Annotated in this window: 15 protein-coding genes and 1 pseudogene; 7 read left to right on the top strand and 9 right to left on the bottom strand. The window is 64.2% G+C overall.

Annotated features, from left to right (window positions below; all coding sequences use genetic code 11):
- The 3 genes and pseudogenes from EGJ86_RS23805 to EGJ86_RS23795 form a co-directional block, all read right to left on the bottom strand.
- A pseudogene (locus tag EGJ86_RS23805) lies at positions 1-572 on the bottom strand (hypothetical protein); the annotation flags it as partial.
- A 441-nt stretch (positions 573-1013) separates the two neighbouring features.
- Positions 1014-2519 (bottom strand): methyl-accepting chemotaxis protein, encoded by a 1506-nt coding sequence (locus EGJ86_RS23800; protein ID WP_125836859.1) that lies wholly within the window; start codon positions 2517-2519, stop codon positions 1014-1016.
- Between the two features lie 429 nt (positions 2520-2948).
- Positions 2949-4025: an FAD-dependent oxidoreductase gene (locus EGJ86_RS23795; protein WP_099526704.1), complete on the bottom strand. Its 1077-nt coding sequence runs from the start codon at positions 4023-4025 to the stop codon at positions 2949-2951.
- 368 nt (positions 4026-4393) lie between these two features.
- On the opposite strand from EGJ86_RS23795, the gene EGJ86_RS23790 reads away from it, so the two are divergent.
- Positions 4394-7273 carry an EAL domain-containing protein gene (locus EGJ86_RS23790; protein WP_125836858.1) on the top strand — a complete coding sequence of 960 codons (2880 nt, stop codon included), beginning with the start codon at positions 4394-4396 and terminating at the stop codon, positions 7271-7273.
- Here EGJ86_RS23790 and EGJ86_RS23785 read toward each other — a convergent pair.
- The 3 genes from EGJ86_RS23785 to rpmB all read right to left on the bottom strand — a co-directional run bounded on the left by EGJ86_RS23785 (position 7261) and on the right by rpmB (position 9097).
- Positions 7261-8475, bottom strand: coding sequence for an HDOD domain-containing protein (locus tag EGJ86_RS23785; RefSeq protein ID WP_125836857.1), 1215 nt, complete (start codon positions 8473-8475; stop codon positions 7261-7263). The genes EGJ86_RS23790 and EGJ86_RS23785 overlap by 13 nt on opposite strands.
- Positions 8476-8694: 219 nt before the next feature.
- Complete coding sequence (gene rpmG / locus EGJ86_RS23780; protein ID WP_003464575.1) at positions 8695-8850, bottom strand: 50S ribosomal protein L33; 156 nt, start codon at positions 8848-8850, stop codon at positions 8695-8697.
- A gap of 10 nt (positions 8851-8860) precedes the next feature.
- Complete coding sequence (rpmB, locus tag EGJ86_RS23775) at positions 8861-9097, bottom strand: 50S ribosomal protein L28 (protein WP_016495372.1); 237 nt, start codon at positions 9095-9097, stop codon at positions 8861-8863.
- 345 nt (positions 9098-9442) lie between these two features.
- On the opposite strand from rpmB, the gene EGJ86_RS23770 reads away from it, so the two are divergent.
- Positions 9443-11020, top strand: coding sequence for an ABC transporter substrate-binding protein (locus EGJ86_RS23770; protein WP_125836856.1), 1578 nt, complete (start codon positions 9443-9445; stop codon positions 11018-11020).
- 44 nt (positions 11021-11064) lie between these two features.
- On the opposite strand, the gene radC is transcribed toward EGJ86_RS23770, so the two are convergent.
- On the bottom strand, positions 11065-11739 hold the full coding sequence (radC, locus tag EGJ86_RS23765; RefSeq protein WP_036998803.1) for a DNA repair protein RadC: 675 nt from the start codon (positions 11737-11739) through the stop codon (positions 11065-11067).
- A 139-nt stretch (positions 11740-11878) separates the two neighbouring features.
- On the opposite strand from radC, the gene coaBC reads away from it, so the two are divergent.
- The 4 genes from coaBC (at position 11879) to argB (ending at position 17105) form a co-directional block, all read left to right on the top strand.
- Entirely contained in the window at positions 11879-13087 is a 1209-nt protein-coding gene (coaBC, locus tag EGJ86_RS23760) for a bifunctional phosphopantothenoylcysteine decarboxylase/phosphopantothenate--cysteine ligase CoaBC (RefSeq protein ID WP_106735142.1), read from the top strand.
- A 2-nt stretch (positions 13088-13089) separates the two neighbouring features.
- Positions 13090-13545 carry a dUTP diphosphatase gene (dut, locus tag EGJ86_RS23755; RefSeq protein WP_074682220.1) on the top strand — a complete coding sequence of 152 codons (456 nt, stop codon included), beginning with the start codon at positions 13090-13092 and terminating at the stop codon, positions 13543-13545.
- Positions 13546-14780: 1235 nt separating this feature from the next.
- Positions 14781-16175, top strand: a complete 1395-nt coding sequence (gene algC, locus EGJ86_RS25230) for a phosphomannomutase/phosphoglucomutase (protein ID WP_218565897.1) — start codon at positions 14781-14783, stop codon at positions 16173-16175.
- A 24-nt stretch (positions 16176-16199) separates the two neighbouring features.
- The gene (gene argB / locus EGJ86_RS23745) at positions 16200-17105 is read left to right on the top strand and encodes an acetylglutamate kinase (protein WP_041980395.1); all 906 of its coding nucleotides are present in this window, start codon (positions 16200-16202) and stop codon (positions 17103-17105) included.
- 160 nt (positions 17106-17265) lie between these two features.
- Here the strand turns inward: argB and EGJ86_RS23740 are convergent, their stop codons facing one another.
- The gene (locus EGJ86_RS23740; protein WP_125836854.1) at positions 17266-17868 is read right to left on the bottom strand and encodes a DUF4124 domain-containing protein; all 603 of its coding nucleotides are present in this window, start codon (positions 17866-17868) and stop codon (positions 17266-17268) included.
- Between the two features lie 21 nt (positions 17869-17889).
- Entirely contained in the window at positions 17890-18531 is a 642-nt protein-coding gene (gene pyrE, locus EGJ86_RS23735) for an orotate phosphoribosyltransferase (protein WP_099526712.1), read from the bottom strand.
- Positions 18532-18623: 92 nt separating this feature from the next.
- Between pyrE and EGJ86_RS23730 the strand changes: the two genes are divergently transcribed.
- Positions 18624-19403 (top strand): exodeoxyribonuclease III, encoded by a 780-nt coding sequence (locus tag EGJ86_RS23730; RefSeq protein ID WP_061238319.1) that lies wholly within the window; start codon positions 18624-18626, stop codon positions 19401-19403.
- Positions 19404-19508: the final 105 nt, after the last annotated feature.

Below are 19508 nucleotides of genomic sequence, written 5' to 3'. Positions count from 1 at the left end.
GGCGCCGGGGCGGGCCTCGGTGTCCGCCGCGCCCGCGGCCCTCCGCGGGGGGGGGGGGGGGGGGCCCCCGGGGGGGCCCCCGGCGGGGGGGGGGCCCCCCCCTCGGCATCACGCTTCTGGTCGAGCAGATAGAACTCCAGCTCGCAGGCCATCACCGGGTAATACCCCTCGGCTTCGAGCTGCTCGATCACGCGGATCAGCAACTGACGCGGATCGGCCGGCGTGGCCGGCAGGCCTTCGGTCGGGTGCATCGACACCTGCACGGCGGCGGTGGGCATCTGCCGCCAGGGCAGGCGCACCAGGCTGCCGGGCAGCGGATAGGCGCGGCAATCGATATCGCCCACCTCCCAGACCAGGCCGGAATCTTCGACATCCTCGCCCTGGATGGACAGGCCGAGCATGGTGCTCGGCAGCGGCCGGCCGCTCTGGTACAGCGCCAGCAATTCCTCGCGGTGCAGCAGCTTGCCACGCGGCACGCCATTGGCGTCGAGAATGAACAGCTCGATCAGCTCGATATCGGGATTGTTCGCCAGGAAGTCCTGAGCTTCCTGCACGGTGGCGAAAGTCGTCATGTTGCGCTCGCTTGCGCCAGTTCGGCGCTCGGTGTCCGCACGGCCCGTTCGATTCGTGAACAGGTTGCGCAGGCAGACAAGGTGATAGCAGCGGCTGCGGGCATGGCGCAGCCATCGGTATTCAGCGGGCGGGGACGGCGTCCGGCGGGCGGGCGTGGCGGCAATGCCACAGCGCCCAGAAGGCGAGAATGATCGTCAGCAGCGGGTTTAACCGCTCCAACAAGCGCCGCCGCGCGGGAGCGCGGTACAGCGGAACATGGACTTGGCAGGCCAGGGAGATCATGGTTTGGCAGCGTCGCACAGGGTTTGAGGTGCGTTAAATCGGGTTTTTCATACGCTTGGTTGTGCGCTGACTAAACAATCCACCGACTAACCGACGCCGCCCCGCAGGGTGCGCCGTGCGCACCGGCCTTCACTGCACGATAGATAGCGGCGCGAGCCCTACGGCTCCGGCCGGTAGCCCAGACGCAAACCGCCCCAATGCTTGCCCTGCACCATGATCGGCACTGACAAGTCGTGCATCAGCTCGCCGGTATCGCGCATGTAGGTCTGCAGCAGCAGCGCCTGCTTGTGGCTGCCGCAGCGGATGCCGGTGCGGTCGTTGAACAGGCGCTTGCCGCGGCTGCGGGTCGCGTCCACCGCCGGGTCGCCGCTGGGCGGATGGTTGAACGCGGCGTTGTGGGTCGCCACGTAGCCTTCCGGGGTGGTGGAAATGGCGAAGACCAGCCCTTCATGGCGCTTGAGCAAGGGCTCCTGCAACGCCGGCAGCACCTGGTCGGCGTACTGATCGAAGCGCGTGCGGTACTTCTGCGGCTGGGTGCCGGCGATCGGCTGGTAACGACGGTCGAACAGGTCGTCGAGGCTGATGCGACCGGCCTGCAGGTCCTGCTCGAACTGCGCCGCAATGGCAGCGGCGCCTTCGCGGGCCAGGTCAAAGGCGCGCTGGTGGTAATCATCCAGGCCCACTTCGGCGAGCTGCTCGCTGACCGTCTCGGCCTGGCCGACCAATTGTTCAGCCGCGTCGGCCAGTTGCCGCGTCTGCCCTTCGCTGCCTTGCACGTCGTCCTGCAACTGCAGGGCGGCAGCCGACAGGCTCGCCAGGCGCTGGTGGTTGTCCGCCGTGCCTGCGCTGATCTGCGCCACCTGCTGCTCGACTTCCTCGGCCTGGTCGGCGATACCGTGCAGGCGGCTACCGGCTGTCTCTATCTGCTGCGCCGCCTGCTCCAGCTCGACGCTCTGACGCTGGATATGAGCGACCACCGCCGTACTCTGCTGGCGAATGTCGGCGATCATCTGGCTGACTTCCTCGGTGGCACTGGCAGTGCGCGCAGCGAGGTTGCGCACCTCGTCGGCGACCACGGCAAAGCCCCGACCCATCTCACCGGCGCGCGCGGCCTCGATGGTCGCATTGAGTGCCAGCAGGTTGGTCTGGCTGGCGATGGACTGGATCACCTGGGTGACCTGTTCGATCTGTTCGGTACGGCTGCCGAGACCGTCGATCAGCTCGCGGCTGGCCAGGGTCTGCGCGCTGAGTTGCTGCATGCGTTCGATGGCCTGATTGAGTTCGGCCTGACCGTTAGCGCTGGCATCACGCACATGTCGGGCCGCGCTCAAGGTGTGCTCGGCGCGGGCGGCGCTGTCCTGCTCGGTATGGGTGATGGCCTCGGCAGCCTGGCTGACCTGCTGCACCGCCGTCAGCTGCGATTGCAGGCGACCGGCCAGGTGCTTGACCGCATGGGCGACCTTGGCTGCGGATAGCGCGTTGTGACAGGTATGCCGCGACAGCCCGCGGCTGAGCTCGACGAAGTCAGCGCTGGCGACCTGCTCCGTGGCGGGCGAACCGTCGTCGCGGCGCTGCCATGGTCCCAGCCAGGGCCAAAGCGCCAGCAGCAGGAAAGACAACACGCTGACATAGGGCGGTAGCTCCACCTGCTGGTAGACCAGCATCAACGCAGCCAGCCCCAGGGCGTGGAGAAGACAGGCAACAGGTGAACGGACAAAGGCAGCTTGCATGACCGACCTCAGAGTTCTTGTTCTGGTGCGCGGCGAGGCGCTGTAGGCGGACGGGGTCACGGCGGGTTCTCTCCTTGAATATCCCACGCAACCTGGGCAGCAGGCTACGCGTAAGACAGGCCCGACGAAAAATAAGCGTGTGCAGGTCGGGCACCATGACCGGGATTCGAGCAGCTTGGAAGCACCTGCACCATAAAACTTTGGTAGCACACTGCCATGAATTTAGACGGTCAGGCCCCTGGCAGGCTGATCGGAAAGGCCCCAGAGCAACCCTTGCCAGGAGCACATCTACTGTATCGACGCTTAACCCGGTGACATTAGCGAACGGCGGCAAGAGCACTGCGCCTCGGCTTCCATGGCCGGCTACCCCACCATGCGATGGCGTTTCACGAAACGCCGGTCCAGCCAGTCCTTGCAATGACCGTACAGCTGCCCGCCGGCACTCCAGTCGTGCCAGCCGAGCAGCGCTCCGCCGTCGCCAGTGGCGAGCAGGGCCAGGCTCTGCCACTGCGCGCGATACGGGCGCAGCGGGCGCCCCTGCAGCGCGGCCTGCAGGTTGAAACTCAGTACAGGTGCCTGGCGCACCGCGAAACGGCCGCTGCGGCGCATGCCATCGAGGCTGGCGCTGTCGCCGACGGCGAAGATCTGCGCGTGGGACTCGCACTGTAGGGTCGGACGAATGGCGATGAAGCCGGCGGCGTCGCTGGCCAGTTGGCTCGCCGTCAGCCACGGCCAGGGACGCGCACCGCTGGCCAGCAGCAGGCGGCGTCCGCGCCACACCGGTTCATCGCCGCTGAGCAGCCAGTCGTCTTCGATGCGGCCGATTGGGCAATGCTCGCGAACCTGCACGCCACGCTGACGCAGATGCCCCAGCGCGCGCAGGCGCAGCCCGGGGGCCAGCCCGTCGAGCAACGATCCGCCACAGAACAGTGCCAGCGCCGGCACCTTGTCGGCCAGCGCCAGGGCCAGTTCCACCCCACCAGCGCCACCACCGAGAATCGCCATGCGGCGTGGCTCGGCCTGCCACTGCTGCCAGCCTTCGAGCAGCCGCTCGATGGGTCTGGCAGCCAGCACCTGCATGCCATCGCCCTGCTGCGGAGGAATGGCCATACCGGCACCGACGTTGAGCGACAACCACTCGCTCTGCAGGCTACGACCATCGCCGAGTTGCAGGATGCGCGCATCGGCATCGAGCGCAGCGATCTCGCCCTCGATCAGGTCTACCTTGGCCGCGCGGCACAGTGGCTGCAGCTCCACGCGGCAATCTGCCGGGCTGAAACGGCCACTGATCAGCCCCGGCAGCATGCCGGCGTACCAGGCTTCCGGGCCCGGGCTGAGCAAGGCGATACGGCCTGGCGGGCGCTCCACCAACGCCCAGCGGCGCAACACACCAAGGTGGGCATGGCCGGCCCCGGCCAGAATCAGGTCGTACTGGGTCATGCGTTAATTGCATCCGTCGCGGTACTGGCTCGGCACTTGTCCGGCACAGCATTTGAAAGCTCGATAGTCCAATTCATGCTCGTGCAGCAGGGCAGACCGTTCTGCGGGCTCTGACGCCTGCCACGACACAGCAAAGTCACACTCGGGCAAAGAGAGTGTCGTTACACCTGCGTAACCGCAACCGTTGACCGCAAGAAACTTGTGACGTGCTGTAAGCCGTCATTCGTCGCGCGATCCAGACGGATGAGACTCGCAGCGCAATCATCACGCCAGTAGTCGGCTAGAATCCACATGCGCCCGACCGCTCCTCAGACAGAACAGTGTCCATCGGACTTCGGCGCCCTCGTAGTAGCCATGAGGCGCCCTGGATGCTCCGCCCGTTTCGCTCACTGCTATTGCTGCTCTGCCTGGCCTGCGTCATACCTGCCTGGGCGGATAACGCGCTGCCGTTGCTCAAGCTCAGTGCCGCCGACCTGGTATCGCCAGTGAGCATCGAGCGCAGTGTGCTGCTGGAAGACCCCAGCGGCCATTTGACCGCCAGCGAAGTATTGCAGCGCATCGGCAAGGAAGGCCAAGAGGTGCACGGCACTGCGCGCATCGGCTACACCCGCAGCGCCTGGTGGCTTGCCGTGCAGTTGCAGACACCGCCGGCAGAACGTTTGCAACTGATCATTGGCCAGACCTTCCTCGATGACCTGGAGATCTGGCTGTTCGACGGCGACACGCCGCTCGGCCCGCTGTACAGCGGCGCAAAACGTCCGTTCGCCCAGCGTGGCGAGCCCTATCCCCAGTTCCTGCTCAACCTGCCACGTCTGGGCGAAGGCCCTCACAGCCTGCTGCTGCGCGTAGAGAGTCATTCGGCGATCAACCTGCCGCTGCAGGTAGTCGGCGCCGCACAGGGCCAACAACTGATCGCCTACAGCTGGCTACAGAGCGGCCTGCTGATCGGTGCACTGCTCGCCCTGGCGCTGTTCTATCTGGTCAAGTACAGCACCTTGCGCGAAGCGCAACTGGCCTACTTCAGCCTCACCTCGTTGTGCGTGGCGCTGTACAACGCCAGCCTGTACAACCTGGCCGGCCTGCTCTGGCCGCAGTGGTCACTGCTGCCCAAGTTGCTGGTCAACCTGCCCACCGCCGGGATGATGATCTTCAGCTCACTGTTCATCGCCAGTGCCCTGGGCCTGCACCTGGGTCGTTTGCGCTGGCTGCGCAACGTCTTGTTCGCGGCCACCTTGCTGGTCAGCCTCGGCGGCGTCTTCGTCGACCACCCCCACGCCTATCAGACCCTCAACCTGCTGACCCTGGCCACCGGGCTGTACCAACTGCTGCTGATGGTGCTTGGCGTCCATCAGCGCCGCCCCTACGCGCCCGGCTACCTGGTGTGCTGGAGCGCGGCGCTGGTGCTGATGCTGCTGGTGCCGCTGAGCCGCGCCGGACTGATTCCGCTACCTGCTGGCTTCTATGCGCTGTATGCCTACCTGCCAGCGCTAAGCATGCTGCTGTTCGGCGCCCTGCTCGACAAGCAGCTGGAACGCGTACGCCGCGTGCTGCTGAGCAGCCAGGAGCAGGCCATCGACAATCTGGAGCAGTACCAGGCGCTGTTCCGCCACAGCGGCGAAGGCATCTTCCGCTGCCAGCGCGACGGCCAGTTGCTGGAAGCCAACCCGAGCCTGGCGCGCCTGCTTGGCAGCGAGACCCTGCCGGACGATCTCAGCCAGCTGTCCTTGCAGAGCCTGGTGGGGGAAACTCAGTGGCGCTGGTTGCTGCTGCAACTCGACGTGCAGGCCGGCGCGGTCAGTTGCGAATGCCAGCTGTACGACCTCGAGCAGCGCCCCCGATGGGTCTACCTGTCGCTGCACCTGCGCCCGCATCAGGAGTCCATCGAAGGCATCGTGGTCGACCTCAGCGAGCGCCGGGCGCTGGAAGAACGCCTGCAACAGCTGGCCGCCCACGATGCCCTGACCGGCCTGCTGAATCGTCGCGAGCTGGAAAGACTGCTTTCGGAAACTCTCAGCGGCGCAGCCAAACGGCGCTTCAGCCACCTGCTGCTGCTGGGGCTGGATCGCTTCAAGCAGGTCAACGACCTGTTCGGCCATTCGGCCGGCGACCAGTTGCTGAAACAGCTGGCCGGCCAGTTGCTGCACCAGCTACCGCGCCATGCCGAGCTGGCCCGCGTTGGCGGCGACGAGTTCGCCATTCTCCTGCGTGAAGTCGATGACGACGCTGCGCTGAGCCAGGCCGAGCAGTTGCGCCGCGCCGTCGAACAGTTCGTCTTCACCTGGCAGGGCCGACCCTTCCGCCTGCACGCCAGTATCGGCATGCTCGCGCTCAGCTCCGGCGTACGCGACTGGGAAACCGCGCTGAACTGGGCCAGCAGCGCCAGCCAGTTGGCCAAGCATCAGGGCCGCAACCGTGTGCAGCAGTTCAACCCGGCCGACGGCGCCCTGCTCGAACATCAACGCCAGCTGCAGTGGATCACCCGCCTGCGCGAGGCCACCGAGCGCGGTCATTTCGAGCTGTTCTTCCAACCGGTCCAGGCGCTGCAGAACGCGGCCAGCGGCCTGCACTATGAAGTGCTGCTGCGTTACCGCGACCCACAGAGCGGCGAGTGGATCAGCCCGGCGCAGTTTCTCGACGCGGCGGCGCGCTACGATTTTCTCGGCGCCATCGACCGCTGGGTCGTCCAACATCTGTGCGCCTGGCTGGCAGCCAACCCACGGCACCTGGCACAACTGGCCCAGGTCAACGTCAACCTCAGCGCCAGCTCGCTGCTCGACTGCACCTTCCATCGCCTGCTGCAGGACGAACTGCAGCACCACGGCTTGCCGCCCGGCAAACTGTGTATCGAGGTGACGGAAATGGTCGCCCTGGGTGAGCTGGGCGTCTCCGCCCAGTGGATCGAGGAGCTACGCAGCAAGGGGCTGAAAGTCGCCCTGGATGACTTTGGCAGCGGCTTCGCTTCCTACGCTTATCTGCGTCACTTGCCGCTGGATATTCTCAAGATCGACGGCAGCTTCATCAGTGGCATCGAGAACGACCCGATCAACCAGGCCATGGTCGGCTCCATGCGCCAGATCGCCGGACAACTGGGGCTACTCACCGTCGCCGAGTTCGTCGAGACCCAGGCCAGCCTGGACTGCCTGCGCCGCCTGGGTATCGACTACGCTCAGGGCTACTTCGTTGGTCGCCCGCAGCCCTTGCGGCAACTGGCCGACGATGCGCGTCGCCACGGCACTCAGGAAGCCTGATAGAGGGCCGCCGGCAGGCGCTCGAGCAACGCCGGGTCCAATCGCAACATGCGCACGCAACGCGCCTCGACCAGGCTTTTAGGTGCATCGTTGGCCGGTAGGGCCAGCAGCAAGCCGCTGAGGTTGAGCACCAGTGCCTCACGCGAGAACACGCCACTGCCCAGGCCGTAGAACGCCGCGATCAACTCGCGCAGACCGAAGGGCAGACGCCAGCGGATACGCAAGGCCGAGCCGAAGCTCGCCGAGCGGTGCGGCATCGCATCGGCGATCTGCTCATCGCTCAACTCACCGCCAGCTTCCTGCCAGTCCTGCAGGCTGCGCAGCAGCGCCAGCTCCCCCAGGTTGTGCAGCAGGCCAGCGGTGTAACACAACTCCGCATCCAGCTTCAGCTCCAACGCCAGCCAGCGCGCCAGCTCGGCACTGCGCCGCGCCTGTTGCCAGGTGTGGCTGGCCAGCTCGGCCAGGCGCGGGTCACGCAACTGGGCGTTGCGCTGCACAGCCAGACCGAGCACCAGGTTCAGCGTGCGCGCCACGCCCAAACGATGCAGTGCCTGGGCCAGGGTATGACAAGGCATGCCCTGATGTTGCGCGGCGGTGCTGGCGGCGGCGATCAGCAACGCGGTGATCTGTGGGTCACTGCCGAACACGGCCTCCAGCTCGCCAAGGTCCTGCTCGCCGCTCTGCAACCCCTGGCTCACGGCATTGCGCACATCGCTAAGCAATGGCGCACCCTGCCCCTCTTCGCGCACCGTATCGAGAAAGTCGCGCAGGTCGCTGACCAGCAGCGGCTGACGAACCACTACCGCTGCCACTGGTGAGGGCAGTAGTGCCAGCAGACGTTGACGCAGGCTTTCAGCATTGAAGGGTTTGCCCAGGTAAGCACTGGGTGCCAGTGGCCTTGCGGCCCGCACGCTGCTGGCATCCAGGCGGCCGCTGATCAGTACGAACGGCAGCGCCGGTGTACGTGGATGCCGACGCAGTTGTCGCAGCAACTCCAGACCATCGAGCCCCGGCAGCTCGCCATCAGCGATCACCAGATCAGGCAGGCGACGCTTGCAGCGCGCCAGTGCTGCCTGGCCATCGCTGAACTGCAGCACGTGGGCATCACTGCGCACGTCGAGCACCAACTGCTGCAACAGGTTGGACGTCCAGGGGTCAGCCTCGGCGATCAGAACTTCCACACTATGAGCTGAAGCGGTCATGCGAGCCTCTGGACGATAGCGAAGGGGGAGCGCTTGCGCCGGCATTCCGTGCAAACCTGAGAAAGGGGTCAGCTCCATGGTAACGGCGCAGTCTAAACCGCGGCTTTACGGGAAGTCAGCCGGCATTGGCAGACTGCCCTGGAAATTGCCCAACGACAAAAATCTCAGGCATAAAAAAGCCCGCCAAAAGGCGGGCTTCTTCGTCAGGCAGCCGATCAATTACTTGATCTTGGCTTCCTTGTACATCACGTGCTTGCGTACGACCGGATCGAATTTCTTGATTTCGATCTTGTCAGGGGTGGTGCGCTTGTTCTTGTCGGTGGTGTAGAAGTGGCCGGTACCGGCGCTGGACACCAAACGGATCAGTTCACGCATGACTCTCTCCTTAAACCTTTTCGCCGCGAGCGCGCAGCTCGGACAGCACTACATCGATGCCACGCTTGTCGATAACACGCATGCCTTTGGCAGATACGCGCAGACGCACGAAGCGCTTCTCGGACTCGACCCAGAAGCGATGGTGCTGCAGGTTCGGCAGGAAACGACGACGGGTTTTGTTGTTTGCGTGGGAAATGTTGTTCCCGGTTACCGGACCCTTACCGGTAACTTGACAGACTCTCGACATGCCTCAGCCCTCTAAAACCACATGCCCAACCCGGCATGGGTTGGCCGCTTAAACTCAATGTCATTGGCGCTCGGCGCCGCGTTTCTCGAGGGTCTTACCGGGCGCACTGGATAGCGCAAGAACCGGGCCCCTAGAAAAGAGCGCTGCTTTATACCAGAAAGCCTTGGGAGCAACAAGGAAAACTGCAGGATAAAACACAACCCCGGGCCAGCAGACCCGCCGGGGGCCGGCCCGTTGGGGCCTGATCAAGATTTGACCGCTCGTCGCCTCGATCAGGTATTCAGCGCCCGGCAAATCGACTAGGGTTGCAAGCTTGCCGTCAACGCCAGGAATGAGGACCTCACCATGCGCCTGTTGCTCGCTGCTCTACTGTGCACCCCGATCCTGACCCAGGCTGCCACCCTCAGCATATGCACCGAAGCCAGCCCTGAGGGTTTCGACGTGGTGCAGTACAACTCGCTGACCACTACCAATGCCTCGGCAGACATGCTGATGAACCGCCTGGTCGAATTCGACGCCGAGCAAGGCAAGCTACTGCCGAGCCTGGCGCGCAGCTGGTCGATCTCCGCCGACGGCCTGGTCTACGACTTCACGCTGCGCGACGACGTGCAATTTCACCACAGCGACGACTTCACGCCCAGCCGCCACCTCGATTCTCAGGACGTGCTGTTCAGCTTCCAGCGCATGCTCGACGAGCAGCACCCCTGGCATGCGGTGGCCGCCAGCGGTTACCCACACGCCCAGTCGATGCAGTGGCCTAGCCTGATCGCCAAGGTCGAGGCGCCGGATGCCCATAGCGTGCGCATTACCCTGAATCGCCGCGACGCCACCTTCCTCGCCACCCTGAGCATGGGCTTCGCCTCGATCTATTCCGCCGAATACGCCGACAAGCTGATGGCCGCCGGCACCCCGCAGAAGTTCAATAGCGCGCCGGTGGGCAGCGGTCCGTTCGTCTTCGAGCGTTTCCAGAAGGATGCCGTGGTGCGCTACCGCGCCAACCCGGACTACTTCGCTGGCAAGCCGGGCGTGGACCGAGTGATCTTCGCCATCACCCCGGATAGCAACGTGCGCCTGCAGAAGCTGCGCCGCGGCGAATGCCAGATCGCCCTGTCACCGAAACCGCAGGACGTGCAGGCCATCGCTGGCGACACCAAGCTGAAAAGCGCACAGACCGCCGCCTTCATGACCGCCTTCGTCGGCATAAACAGCCAGCATGCGCCGCTGGACAAGCCGCAGGTGCGCCAGGCGATCAACCTGGCGTTCGACAAGGCCAGCTACGTCAAGGCCGTGTTCGAAGGCAGCGCCGAGCCCGCCAACGGCCCCTACCCACCAAACACCTGGAGTTACGCCAGCGAACTGCCCGGCTACGCGCACGAACCGGCAAAAGCACGCACCTTGCTGGCCGAGGCAGGCCTGGCTGACGGCTTCAAGACCACCATCTGGACGCGCCCCAGCGGTAGCCTGCTCAACCCCAACCCGAGCCTCGGCGCGCAACTGCTGCAGGCAGACCTGGCCAAGGTCGGCATCGACGCTGAAATCCGCGTGATCGAGTGGGGCGAACTGATCCGCCGCGCCAAGGCTGGCGAGCACGACCTGCTATTCATGGGCTGGGCTGGCGACAACGGCGACCCGGACAACTTCCTCACTCCGCAGTTTTCCTGCGCTTCGGTCGAGTCAGGCCTGAACTTCGCCCGTTTTTGCGATGAGGAGCTGGACAAGCTGATCGCTGATGGTAAAACCAGCAGCGACCAGAACGAACGCAGCCGCCTCTATCACCAGGCGCAGCAGATCATTCAGGAGCAGGCGCTGTGGCTACCGCTGGCCCACCCCACCGCCTTCGCCCTGCTCAGCGAGAAGGTGCAGGGTTACAAGGTCAGCCCGTTCGGCCGACAGGATTTCGCCTCGGTGCAGATCGCACCATAAGGCGCCATCGTGGTGGGCTGAAGCCCACCCTACACCCGAACCAGCTACATCCAGCCCAGCTCGGCCATCGACAGCGGTTCACCATCGCCAACGATGAAGTGGTCGAGCACGCGCACCTCGACCAGCGCCAGAGCATCCTTGAGCCGCTGGGTCAGTACGCGGTCGGCCTGACTGGGCTCGGAAACCCCCGATGGGTGGTTATGGGTGAGGATAGCGGCGGCGGCATTGTTGGCCAGCGCCCGCTTGACCACCTGCCTGGGATATACGCTGGCGCTGTCGATGCTGCCGCGAAACAGCACCTCGAACGCCAACACCCGATGCTTGGCATCGAGAAACAGGCAGCCGAATACTTCGTGCGGTTCGTGACGCAGCTGCGCCTTGAGGTAATCGCGCACGGCCTGCGGGCTTTCCAGCGCTGAATCACGACGCAGGCGCTCGGCCAGATGGCGCCGCGACATCTCCAGCACTGCCTGTAGCTGTGCGTACTTGGCCGGGCCCAGACCAAGGTGTTGGCTGAAGCCAGCCAGATCGGCTTCGAGTAGCGCTCTCAGGCTGCCGAACTCGCTCAGCAGATAGCGCGCCAGGTCCACCGCACTCTTGCCGGTCACTCCGGTACGCAGAAAGATCGCCAACAGTTCGGCGTCGGTCAGCGACGCCGCGCCCTGCTCCAGCAATTTCTCCCGCGGGCGCTCTGCCGCGGGCCAGTCACGAATGCTCATGTACACCTCCCTATTGAGCCAGGCGCCCGCTGTTCCGCTGCGGGCGCTGTGCTATCGTAGCCCATCTTTTTACACGGGGCCGGCCGGGGGAGGCGTTGGTCACGTGGCGCACATCCACCGGTTTATAAAAGGCAAGCCTATGCAGCGGCTGTATCGCAAACGCATCATCGTCGGCGTCGGGGGCGGTATTGCTGCCTACAAGAGCGCCGAACTGGTTCGCCGACTCAAGGATCAAGGCGCCGAAGTCCGCGTGGTGATGACCCAGGGCGGGCGCGAGTTCATCACCCCGCTGACCCTGCAGGCCCTGTCCGGCCACCCTGTGCACCTCGACCTGCTCGACCCCGCCGCCGAAGCCGCGATGGGCCATATCGAGCTGGCGCGCTGGGCCGATCTGATCCTCATCGCGCCAGCCACCGCCGACCTCATCGCGCGCCTGGCCCAAGGTGTGGCCAACGACCTGCTGACCACGCTGGTGCTGGCCACCGATGCGCCAATTGCCCTGGCTCCGGCGATGAACCAGGCCATGTGGCGCGACGCAGCCACCCAGGCCAACCTCGAACTGCTGCAAAGTCGCGGCATGCGCCTGTTCGGCCCAGCCTCCGGCAGCCAGGCCTGCGGCGATGTCGGTCTCGGCCGCATGCTCGAACCCAACGACCTGGCCCTACTGGCCGCCGATTGTTTCCAGCGCCAGGCGCTCGATGGCCTGCATATCCTCATCACCGCCGGCCCGACCCAGGAAAACATCGACCCGGTGCGCTACATCACCAACCACAGCTCCGGCAAGATGGGCTTCGCCCTGGCCGAGGCTGCCGCCGAAGCCGGTGCCCGCGTGACCCTGGTCAGCGGCCCGGTGCACCTGCCAACGCCGGATCGCGTCAGCCGCATCGACGTGGTCAGCGCCCGCGACATGCTCGCGGCCTGCGAAGCCGCCATGCCCTGCGACGTGCTGATCGCCGCCGCCGCGGTGGCCGACTACCGCCCAGAAGTGGTCGCCCAGCACAAATTGAAAAAAGACCCCACCAGCGGCGAAGGGATGCTCCTGCAAATGGTGCGCAACCCGGATATCCTCGCCACCATCGCCAGCCGCGAAGATCGCCCGTTTAGCGTGGGCTTCGCCGCCGAGACCGAGAACCTGCTGGAATACGCCTCGCGCAAACTGCGCGACAAGAATCTCGATCTGATCGTCGCCAATGATGTGGCCAACCCCAGCATCGGCTTCAATAGTGAAGAGAACGCCATCACCGTGATCGACCGTGGGCTGCAGCCAACCAGCTTCGCCCAGACCAGCAAGGGCAAGATCGCCCGCCAGTTGATCACCCTTATCGCCGAACGACTGAACAAGAACTGACCATGCACGCTCTGCAAGCCAAGATCCTCGACCCTCGCCTCGGCCAGGAATTCCCGCTGCCGCAATACGCCACACCGGGCTCCGCCGGCCTCGACCTGCGCGCCATGCTCAAGGAAGAGATCGTCCTCGAGCCAGGCCAGACCGTGCTGATTCCCACCGGCCTGTCGATCTACATCGGCGACCCAGGCCTGGCGGCGATGATCCTGCCGCGTTCGGGCCTCGGCCACAAACACGGCATCGTGCTCGGCAACCTGGTCGGCCTGATCGACTCGGACTACCAGGGCGAGCTGATGGTGTCGTGCTGGAACCGCGGCCAGACGCCTTTCACCATCGCCATCGGCGAGCGCATCGCGCAGTTGGTGCTGGTACCGGTGGTGCAGGCGCATTTCGAGCTGGTCGAGCAGTTCGACGAGACCCAACGTGGTGCTGGCGGCTTCGGCCACTCCGGTAGCCACTGATTCACACCCCACAGGACGACCCGCCGAGGAGCACCCACGTGAAACTCTTCAAGCGTACTGCCAAGGAAGCCGACACGGCTGCCAGCCTGGTGCCGAGCAAGCCCAAGGGCAAAACGGCGAACCCCTCGCTGGGCGCACTGCTACCCGGCCTGCTGGCTGCCCTGATCGGCGGGGCCGCAGGCGCCGCGTTGTTGTGGTTTGCCGACAACAGCAGCAGCCAGGCACGCCAGGCAGAGCTGGTGCAGGCCATCGGCACCAGCCAGGCCGCTGCCGTGCAGCAGGCGCTCAAGCAATTGCAGGCCGACAGCCTCGCCGCGGCTCGCAACCCTGAGCTGTTGCAAGCACTGCAGAGCGGCGACAACCTGCGGGTCAGCGAAGCCGAACGGCGCCTGGGCTACTGGGACGGCGTGATCGATGCCCACCTCAATCGCCGCGGCGAAGCGGTACAGAACACCTCCCGTGCCGCGCCGATGAACTTCGCCGGTCTGGATATGCTGCGCCGCACTGAAAGCGGTCAGCAAGCCGCCACCGAAGCCTATCGTGTGGGTGAGCGCTGGCTGGCCTATAGCGCCGTGGCGCTGCGCCTGAGTGAGAGCCAGCCGGCCCAGGGTACGCTGCTGCTGGCCTTTGACCTGCAGCGCGTACTCGCAGCTTTGCCGGCGCTACCCGCCGAGTATGGCCAGGTGCAGCTGGTGCAGCAGTTCGCCAACACGCCGGCACAAGTGCTCCTACAGCGCGGCCAGGCAGGCGACGCTGCCGCTGCGCAGACCTTCTCTACCGGTAACCCTTACTGGAAGATCAGCTTCACCCCCGGCCCCAGCCTGACTCAAGGCAGCATCGCTCCGGCAATGCTCGGCCTCGCGTTCCTGCTTGCAGTGGGCGGCGCCCTGATCGGCATGATCCTGGTTCAGGGTGCGCTGCAGCGGCGCGTCAATCTCGACGCCCAGCAGCTTGGGCAAATGCTCAAAGAACTCTCTGCGGGTAAGAACGTCAAAGCCTTCAGCCTCAGCATTCCGGCGCTCGATGCGCTGGCCCAAAGCCTGGCACGATTACCGCGCCGCAGTAGCGCTGAAGGCAGCAGTACCCCCGCTAAAGGAACAGCCGCGGCCCCCGCCGTTCAGCCGGCAGCCAAGCCAGCCGAGTTGGTCGACCCGCTGTTTCAGGACACCGATATCCTCGATATCGACATTCTCGATGAAGACCAGGATCTCCTGGGACTGGAGCAGAGCCCCGCAATGAGCACTAGCCAAAGCGCCCCGAAACTTCCCGCCGATATTTTCCGCGCCTACGACATCCGTGGCGTGGTGGGCGACACCTTGACCGCCGAATACGCCTACTGGATCGGCCGCGCCATCGGCTCGCAGAGCCTGGCTCAGGGCGAGTCCAAGGTCATCGTCGGCCGTGACGGCCGCCTCTCCGGCCCCGAACTGCTGCAGCAACTGGTACAAGGTCTGCTCGACTGCGGCTGCGAAGTCACCGATATCGGCATGGTGCCGACCCCGGTGGTGTACTTCGCCGCCAACGTACTGGAAGGCCGTTCGGCCGTAATGCTCACTGGCAGCCACAACCCGCCGGATTACAACGGCTTCAAGATCATCATCGCTGGCGACACCCTGGCCAACGAGCAGATCCTCGCGCTGAAGACCCGCCTGGACAACAACGACCTGGCCACAGGCGTCGGCAGCGTGCAGCAGGTCGATGTGCTGCCGCGCTACTTCAAGACCATCCGTGACGACATCGCCCTGGCCAAGCCGCTCAAGGTGGTGGTGGACTGCGGCAACGGCGCCGCTGGCGTGATCGCCCCGCAACTGATCGAAGCCCTGGGCTGCAGCATGATTCCGCTGTTCTGCGAAGTAGACGGCACCTTCCCCAACCACCACCCGGACCCAGGCAAGCCGGAGAATCTGGTCGACCTGATTGCACGCGTCAAATCCGAGAATGCCGACCTGGGCCTGGCCTTCGACGGCGATGGTGACCGCGTCGGCGTGGTGACCAATACCGGCAACATCGTCTACCCGGATCGCCTCCTGATGCTGTTCGCCAAGGACGTGGTCTCGCGCAACCCCGGCGCCGACATCATCTTCGACGTCAAATGCACACGTCGTCTGACCCCGCTGATCAGCGGCTACGGTGGTCGCCCAGTGATGTGGAAGACCGGCCACTCGCTGATCAAGAAGAAGATGAAGGAAACCGGTGCCCTGCTGGCCGGCGAGATGAGCGGTCACATCTTCTTCAAGGAGCGCTGGTACGGTTTCGACGATGGCATCTACAGCGCTGCCCGTCTGCTGGAGATTCTCAGCCTGGAAAAACGCAACGCCGAGCAGGTATTCAGCGCCTTCCCCAGCGATATCTCCACGCCGGAAATCAACATCAAGGTCACCGAGCAGACCAAGTTCGGCATGATCGAGCGCCTGCAACGCGAAGGCCAGTGGGGCGAAGCGAACATCACCAGCATCGACGGCGTACGTGTCGACTATCCCAAGGGCTGGGGCCTGATCCGCGCCTCCAACACCACGCCGGTGCTGGTGCTGCGCTTCGAGGCCGACACCCAGGAAGAGCTGGAGCGTATCCAGGATGTCTTCCGCACCCAATTGCTCAAGGTCGCCCCCGACCTGCAACTACCCTTTTGACCGATTGTTCCAGGAGCCCCCTGCATGACCCTCGAGCGTGACGCCGCCGCCCAGGTAGCCAAGGTACTGTCCGAAGCCCTGCCCTACATCCGCCGCTTCGTCGGCAAGACCCTGGTGATCAAGTACGGCGGCAACGCCATGGAGAGCGAGGAACTCAAGCAGGGCTTCGCCCGCGACATCGTGCTGATGAAGGCGGTCGGCATCAACCCGGTGGTGGTGCACGGCGGCGGCCCGCAGATCGGCGATCTGCTCAAGCGGCTGTCCATCGAAAGCCACTTCATCGATGGCATGCGTGTCACCGATACCGCCACCATGGACGTGGTGGAAATGGTGCTGGGCGGCCAGGTCAACAAGAGCATCGTCAACCTGATCAACCAGCACGGTGGCAGCGCCATCGGCCTGACCGGCAAGGACGCTGGCCTGATCCGCGCGCGCAAGCTCAAGGTCAGCCGCCAGACGCCGGAGATGACCCAGCCGGAAATCATCGACATCGGCCATGTCGGCGAGGTCACCGGGGTCAACACCGACCTGCTCAACATGCTGGTCAAGGGCGATTTCATCCCGGTCATCGCGCCCATCGGCGTCGGCCCGGATGGCGAGTCCTACAACATCAACGCCGACCTGGTGGCCGGCAAGGTGGCCGAAGCGCTGAAAGCCGAGAAGCTGATGCTGCTGACCAATATCGCCGGCCTGATGAACAAGCAGGGTGAGGTGCTCACCGGCCTGAACACCGAGCAAGTCAACGAACTGATCGCCGACGGCACCATCTATGGCGGCATGCTGCCGAAGATCAAATGCGCACTGGAAGCGGTGCAGGGTGGCGTGACCAGCTCGCACATCATCGATGGTCGTGTACCCAATGCCGTGTTGCTGGAAATCTTCACCGATGTCGGCAACGGCACCATGATCAGCAACCGCAAGCGCCCTTAGCAGCGGCCGCTACGCGGCCTTCTGATGACCCTCTCCCGCTTGCGGGAGAGGGTGCCCGCAGGGCGGGAGAGGGCCTGGCAAACAAAGCGGTGCATCACTGCCGCAGTGACTCACGGCAAAGATCGAGAATTTCGAGACGGTTGCGCCGCAGAGGTGAAGATCAGGGTTTACGCTGCGGCTCGCCAAACAACTCGGCCAAGCGCGCGCGATCAGCGGCGAAACCAGCCTCGGCTTGAGTGCGGATCTCCTTGTAGCGGGCGATATCACGCTGCAGACGCTGCTGCTCTTCCTTGAGGTTATTGATCTGCGCTAGCAAGTGCTCCGGGACCTGGCGCCCGGCACGCTCGTGGTCGGCGGCCTGGCTCTGCAGGTTGGCTTGCTGGGTACGCACCGACTGCAGGTTGCCGCGAGCGACGCTGGTGACGCTGTCGAGCTCGGCCAGCTTGCGCTCGCGAGCACGGTCGACATCATCGAGATTGGCGTACAGCCGCAGCAGTTGGGCATCACTGCTGGCGCGAGCCTTGTCCGCCTGCATACGGGCGAACTCTTCAGGCGTTGGGGCCGGCGCGATAACTCGCACGACACGACCCTGATCATTGAGTACCTCATAACCCTTGCCGATGAACTCAGGCGGCACACCCTGGCGACTGAGCACCGTCACGCCCTTGTCATCAACGTAGCGATACAGCTCGGCAGCCACTCCAGACAGCGGCAGTAGCAAGCTACAGAGCAGCGTACAGCGGGTCAGGAACGGTGCAGGCATCAGGACTACCTTGTGCTAGGGCTAGATTCCGTACTCGGCGCGATAGGTTTCGACAGCCGGCAGATATTGCTTCAGTTCAGCATCCCCTGCCAGATATTCCAGTACCTGTTCGAGTGACACGATGCTCACTACGGGCATGCCGAAATCGCGTTCGACTTCCTGGATTGCGGACAGCTCGCCCTGACCCCGCTCCTGGCGGTTCAGCGCGATCAAGGTGCCGGCAGCCTGTGCGCCTTGGCCCTGGATGATCTGCATCACTTCGCGGATCGCGGTACCGGCGGTGATCACGTCATCGACGATCAACACACGGCCCTTGAGTGGCGCACCGACCAGGGTACCGCCTTCGCCATGATCCTTAGCTTCCTTGCGATTGAAGCACCAAGGCAGATCGCGCTGATGATGTTCGGCCAGTGCCACGGCAGTGGTCGCTGCCAAAGGAATGCCTTTGTAGGCCGGGCCGAACAACACATCGAAGTCGATACCACTGTCGACGATGGCTGCGGCGTAGAAACGCCCCAGCTGCGCCAACGCCAGACCGCTGTCGAACAGGCCGGCGTTGAAGAAATAGGGGCTGGTGCGCCCGGACTTGAGGGTGAACTGGCCAAAACGCAGAACCCCGCGCTCGATGGCAAAACGAATGAAATCGCGCTGGTACGCTTGCATGAAAAGTCCCGGACGGCACGGATTTGGCTAGGAATTTAGCTAATGCTGGTGAGCTCGGGTATCATACACGCACGTGTTTTTGGGGGCCATTTATGCGGATCATCAGTGTGAACGTGAATGGTATTCAGGCTGCGGCCGAGCGAGGTCTGCTCAGCTGGCTGCAAGCCCAGAATGCCGACGTGATCTGCCTGCAAGACACCCGTGCCTCCGCCTTTGAAATGGACGACCAAGCCTTCCAGTTGGATGGTTATTTCCTCTATGCATGCGACGGTGAAGTGCCCAGCCAAGGTGGCGTGGCGCTCTACTCGCGATTGCAACCCAAGGCGGTGATCAGCGGCCTCGGCTTCGAGATGGCCGATCGCTACGGGCGCTACCTGCAGGCCGATTTCGACAAGGTAAGTATCGCCACCCTGCTGCTGCCAAGCGGGCGGGACGGTGACGAGAGCTTGAATCAGAAATTCAAGTTCATGGACGACTTCACCCATTATCTGGACAAGCAACGGCGCAAGCGCCGCGAGTACATCTATTGCGGCTCGCTGCACGTAGCGCACCAGAAGATGGATGTGAAGAACTGGCGCGACTGCCAGCAATCACCAGGCTTCCTGGCGCCTGAGCGCGCCTGGATGGATGAGGTGGTTGGCAACATGGGTTATGTCGATGCCCTGCGCGAAGTCAGCCGTGAAGGCGACCAGTTCAGCTGGTGGCCGGATAACGAGCAGGCGGAAATGCTTAACCTGGGCTACCGCTTCGACTACCAACTGCTCACGCCGGGCATGCGCCGCAGCGTGCGTAGCGCCCGCTTGCCACGCCAGCCGCGCTTCTCTCAGCATGCGCCGCTGATCGTCGATTACGACTGGATTCTCAGCATCTGAACGACGGATACGAAAAAGCCGGCTTATCCAGACTGTGTGAAAACGTTCTGAACTGAACCGGTTCAATACAAACGCCTCGATTGATTCGTGGCGTTTGTGTTTTTA

The organism is Pseudomonas sp. o96-267 (assembly GCF_003935465.1).
Lineage (GTDB): Bacteria > Pseudomonadota > Gammaproteobacteria > Pseudomonadales > Pseudomonadaceae > Aquipseudomonas > Aquipseudomonas sediminis.
The sequence above is the reverse complement of the archived record's forward strand: the minus strand, read 5'-3'. Positions and strand labels throughout refer to the sequence as shown.

Excerpts from the sequence above, each read along its gene's own strand:
- EGJ86_RS23800 (WP_125836859.1), bottom strand. The coding sequence starts at position 2,519 with ATGCTGGTCTACCAGCAGGTGGAGCTACCGCCCTATGTCAGCGTGTTG.
- EGJ86_RS23795 (WP_099526704.1), bottom strand. The coding sequence starts at position 4,025 with ATGACCCAGTACGACCTGATTCTGGCCGGGGCCGGCCATGCCCACCTT.
- EGJ86_RS23790 (WP_125836858.1), top strand. The coding sequence starts at position 4,394 with ATGCTCCGCCCGTTTCGCTCACTGCTATTGCTGCTCTGCCTGGCCTGC.
- EGJ86_RS23785 (WP_125836857.1), bottom strand. The coding sequence starts at position 8,475 with ATGACCGCTTCAGCTCATAGTGTGGAAGTTCTGATCGCCGAGGCTGAC.
- rpmG (WP_003464575.1), bottom strand. The coding sequence starts at position 8,850 with ATGCGTGAACTGATCCGTTTGGTGTCCAGCGCCGGTACCGGCCACTTC.
- rpmB (WP_016495372.1), bottom strand. The coding sequence starts at position 9,097 with ATGTCGAGAGTCTGTCAAGTTACCGGTAAGGGTCCGGTAACCGGGAAC.
- EGJ86_RS23770 (WP_125836856.1), top strand. The coding sequence starts at position 9,443 with ATGCGCCTGTTGCTCGCTGCTCTACTGTGCACCCCGATCCTGACCCAG.
- radC (WP_036998803.1), bottom strand. The coding sequence starts at position 11,739 with ATGAGCATTCGTGACTGGCCCGCGGCAGAGCGCCCGCGGGAGAAATTG.
- coaBC (WP_106735142.1), top strand. The coding sequence starts at position 11,879 with ATGCAGCGGCTGTATCGCAAACGCATCATCGTCGGCGTCGGGGGCGGT.
- dut (WP_074682220.1), top strand. The coding sequence starts at position 13,090 with ATGCACGCTCTGCAAGCCAAGATCCTCGACCCTCGCCTCGGCCAGGAA.
- algC (WP_218565897.1), top strand. The coding sequence starts at position 14,781 with ATGAGCACTAGCCAAAGCGCCCCGAAACTTCCCGCCGATATTTTCCGC.
- argB (WP_041980395.1), top strand. The coding sequence starts at position 16,200 with ATGACCCTCGAGCGTGACGCCGCCGCCCAGGTAGCCAAGGTACTGTCC.
- EGJ86_RS23740 (WP_125836854.1), bottom strand. The coding sequence starts at position 17,868 with ATGCCTGCACCGTTCCTGACCCGCTGTACGCTGCTCTGTAGCTTGCTA.
- pyrE (WP_099526712.1), bottom strand. The coding sequence starts at position 18,531 with ATGCAAGCGTACCAGCGCGATTTCATTCGTTTTGCCATCGAGCGCGGG.
- EGJ86_RS23730 (WP_061238319.1), top strand. The coding sequence starts at position 18,624 with ATGCGGATCATCAGTGTGAACGTGAATGGTATTCAGGCTGCGGCCGAG.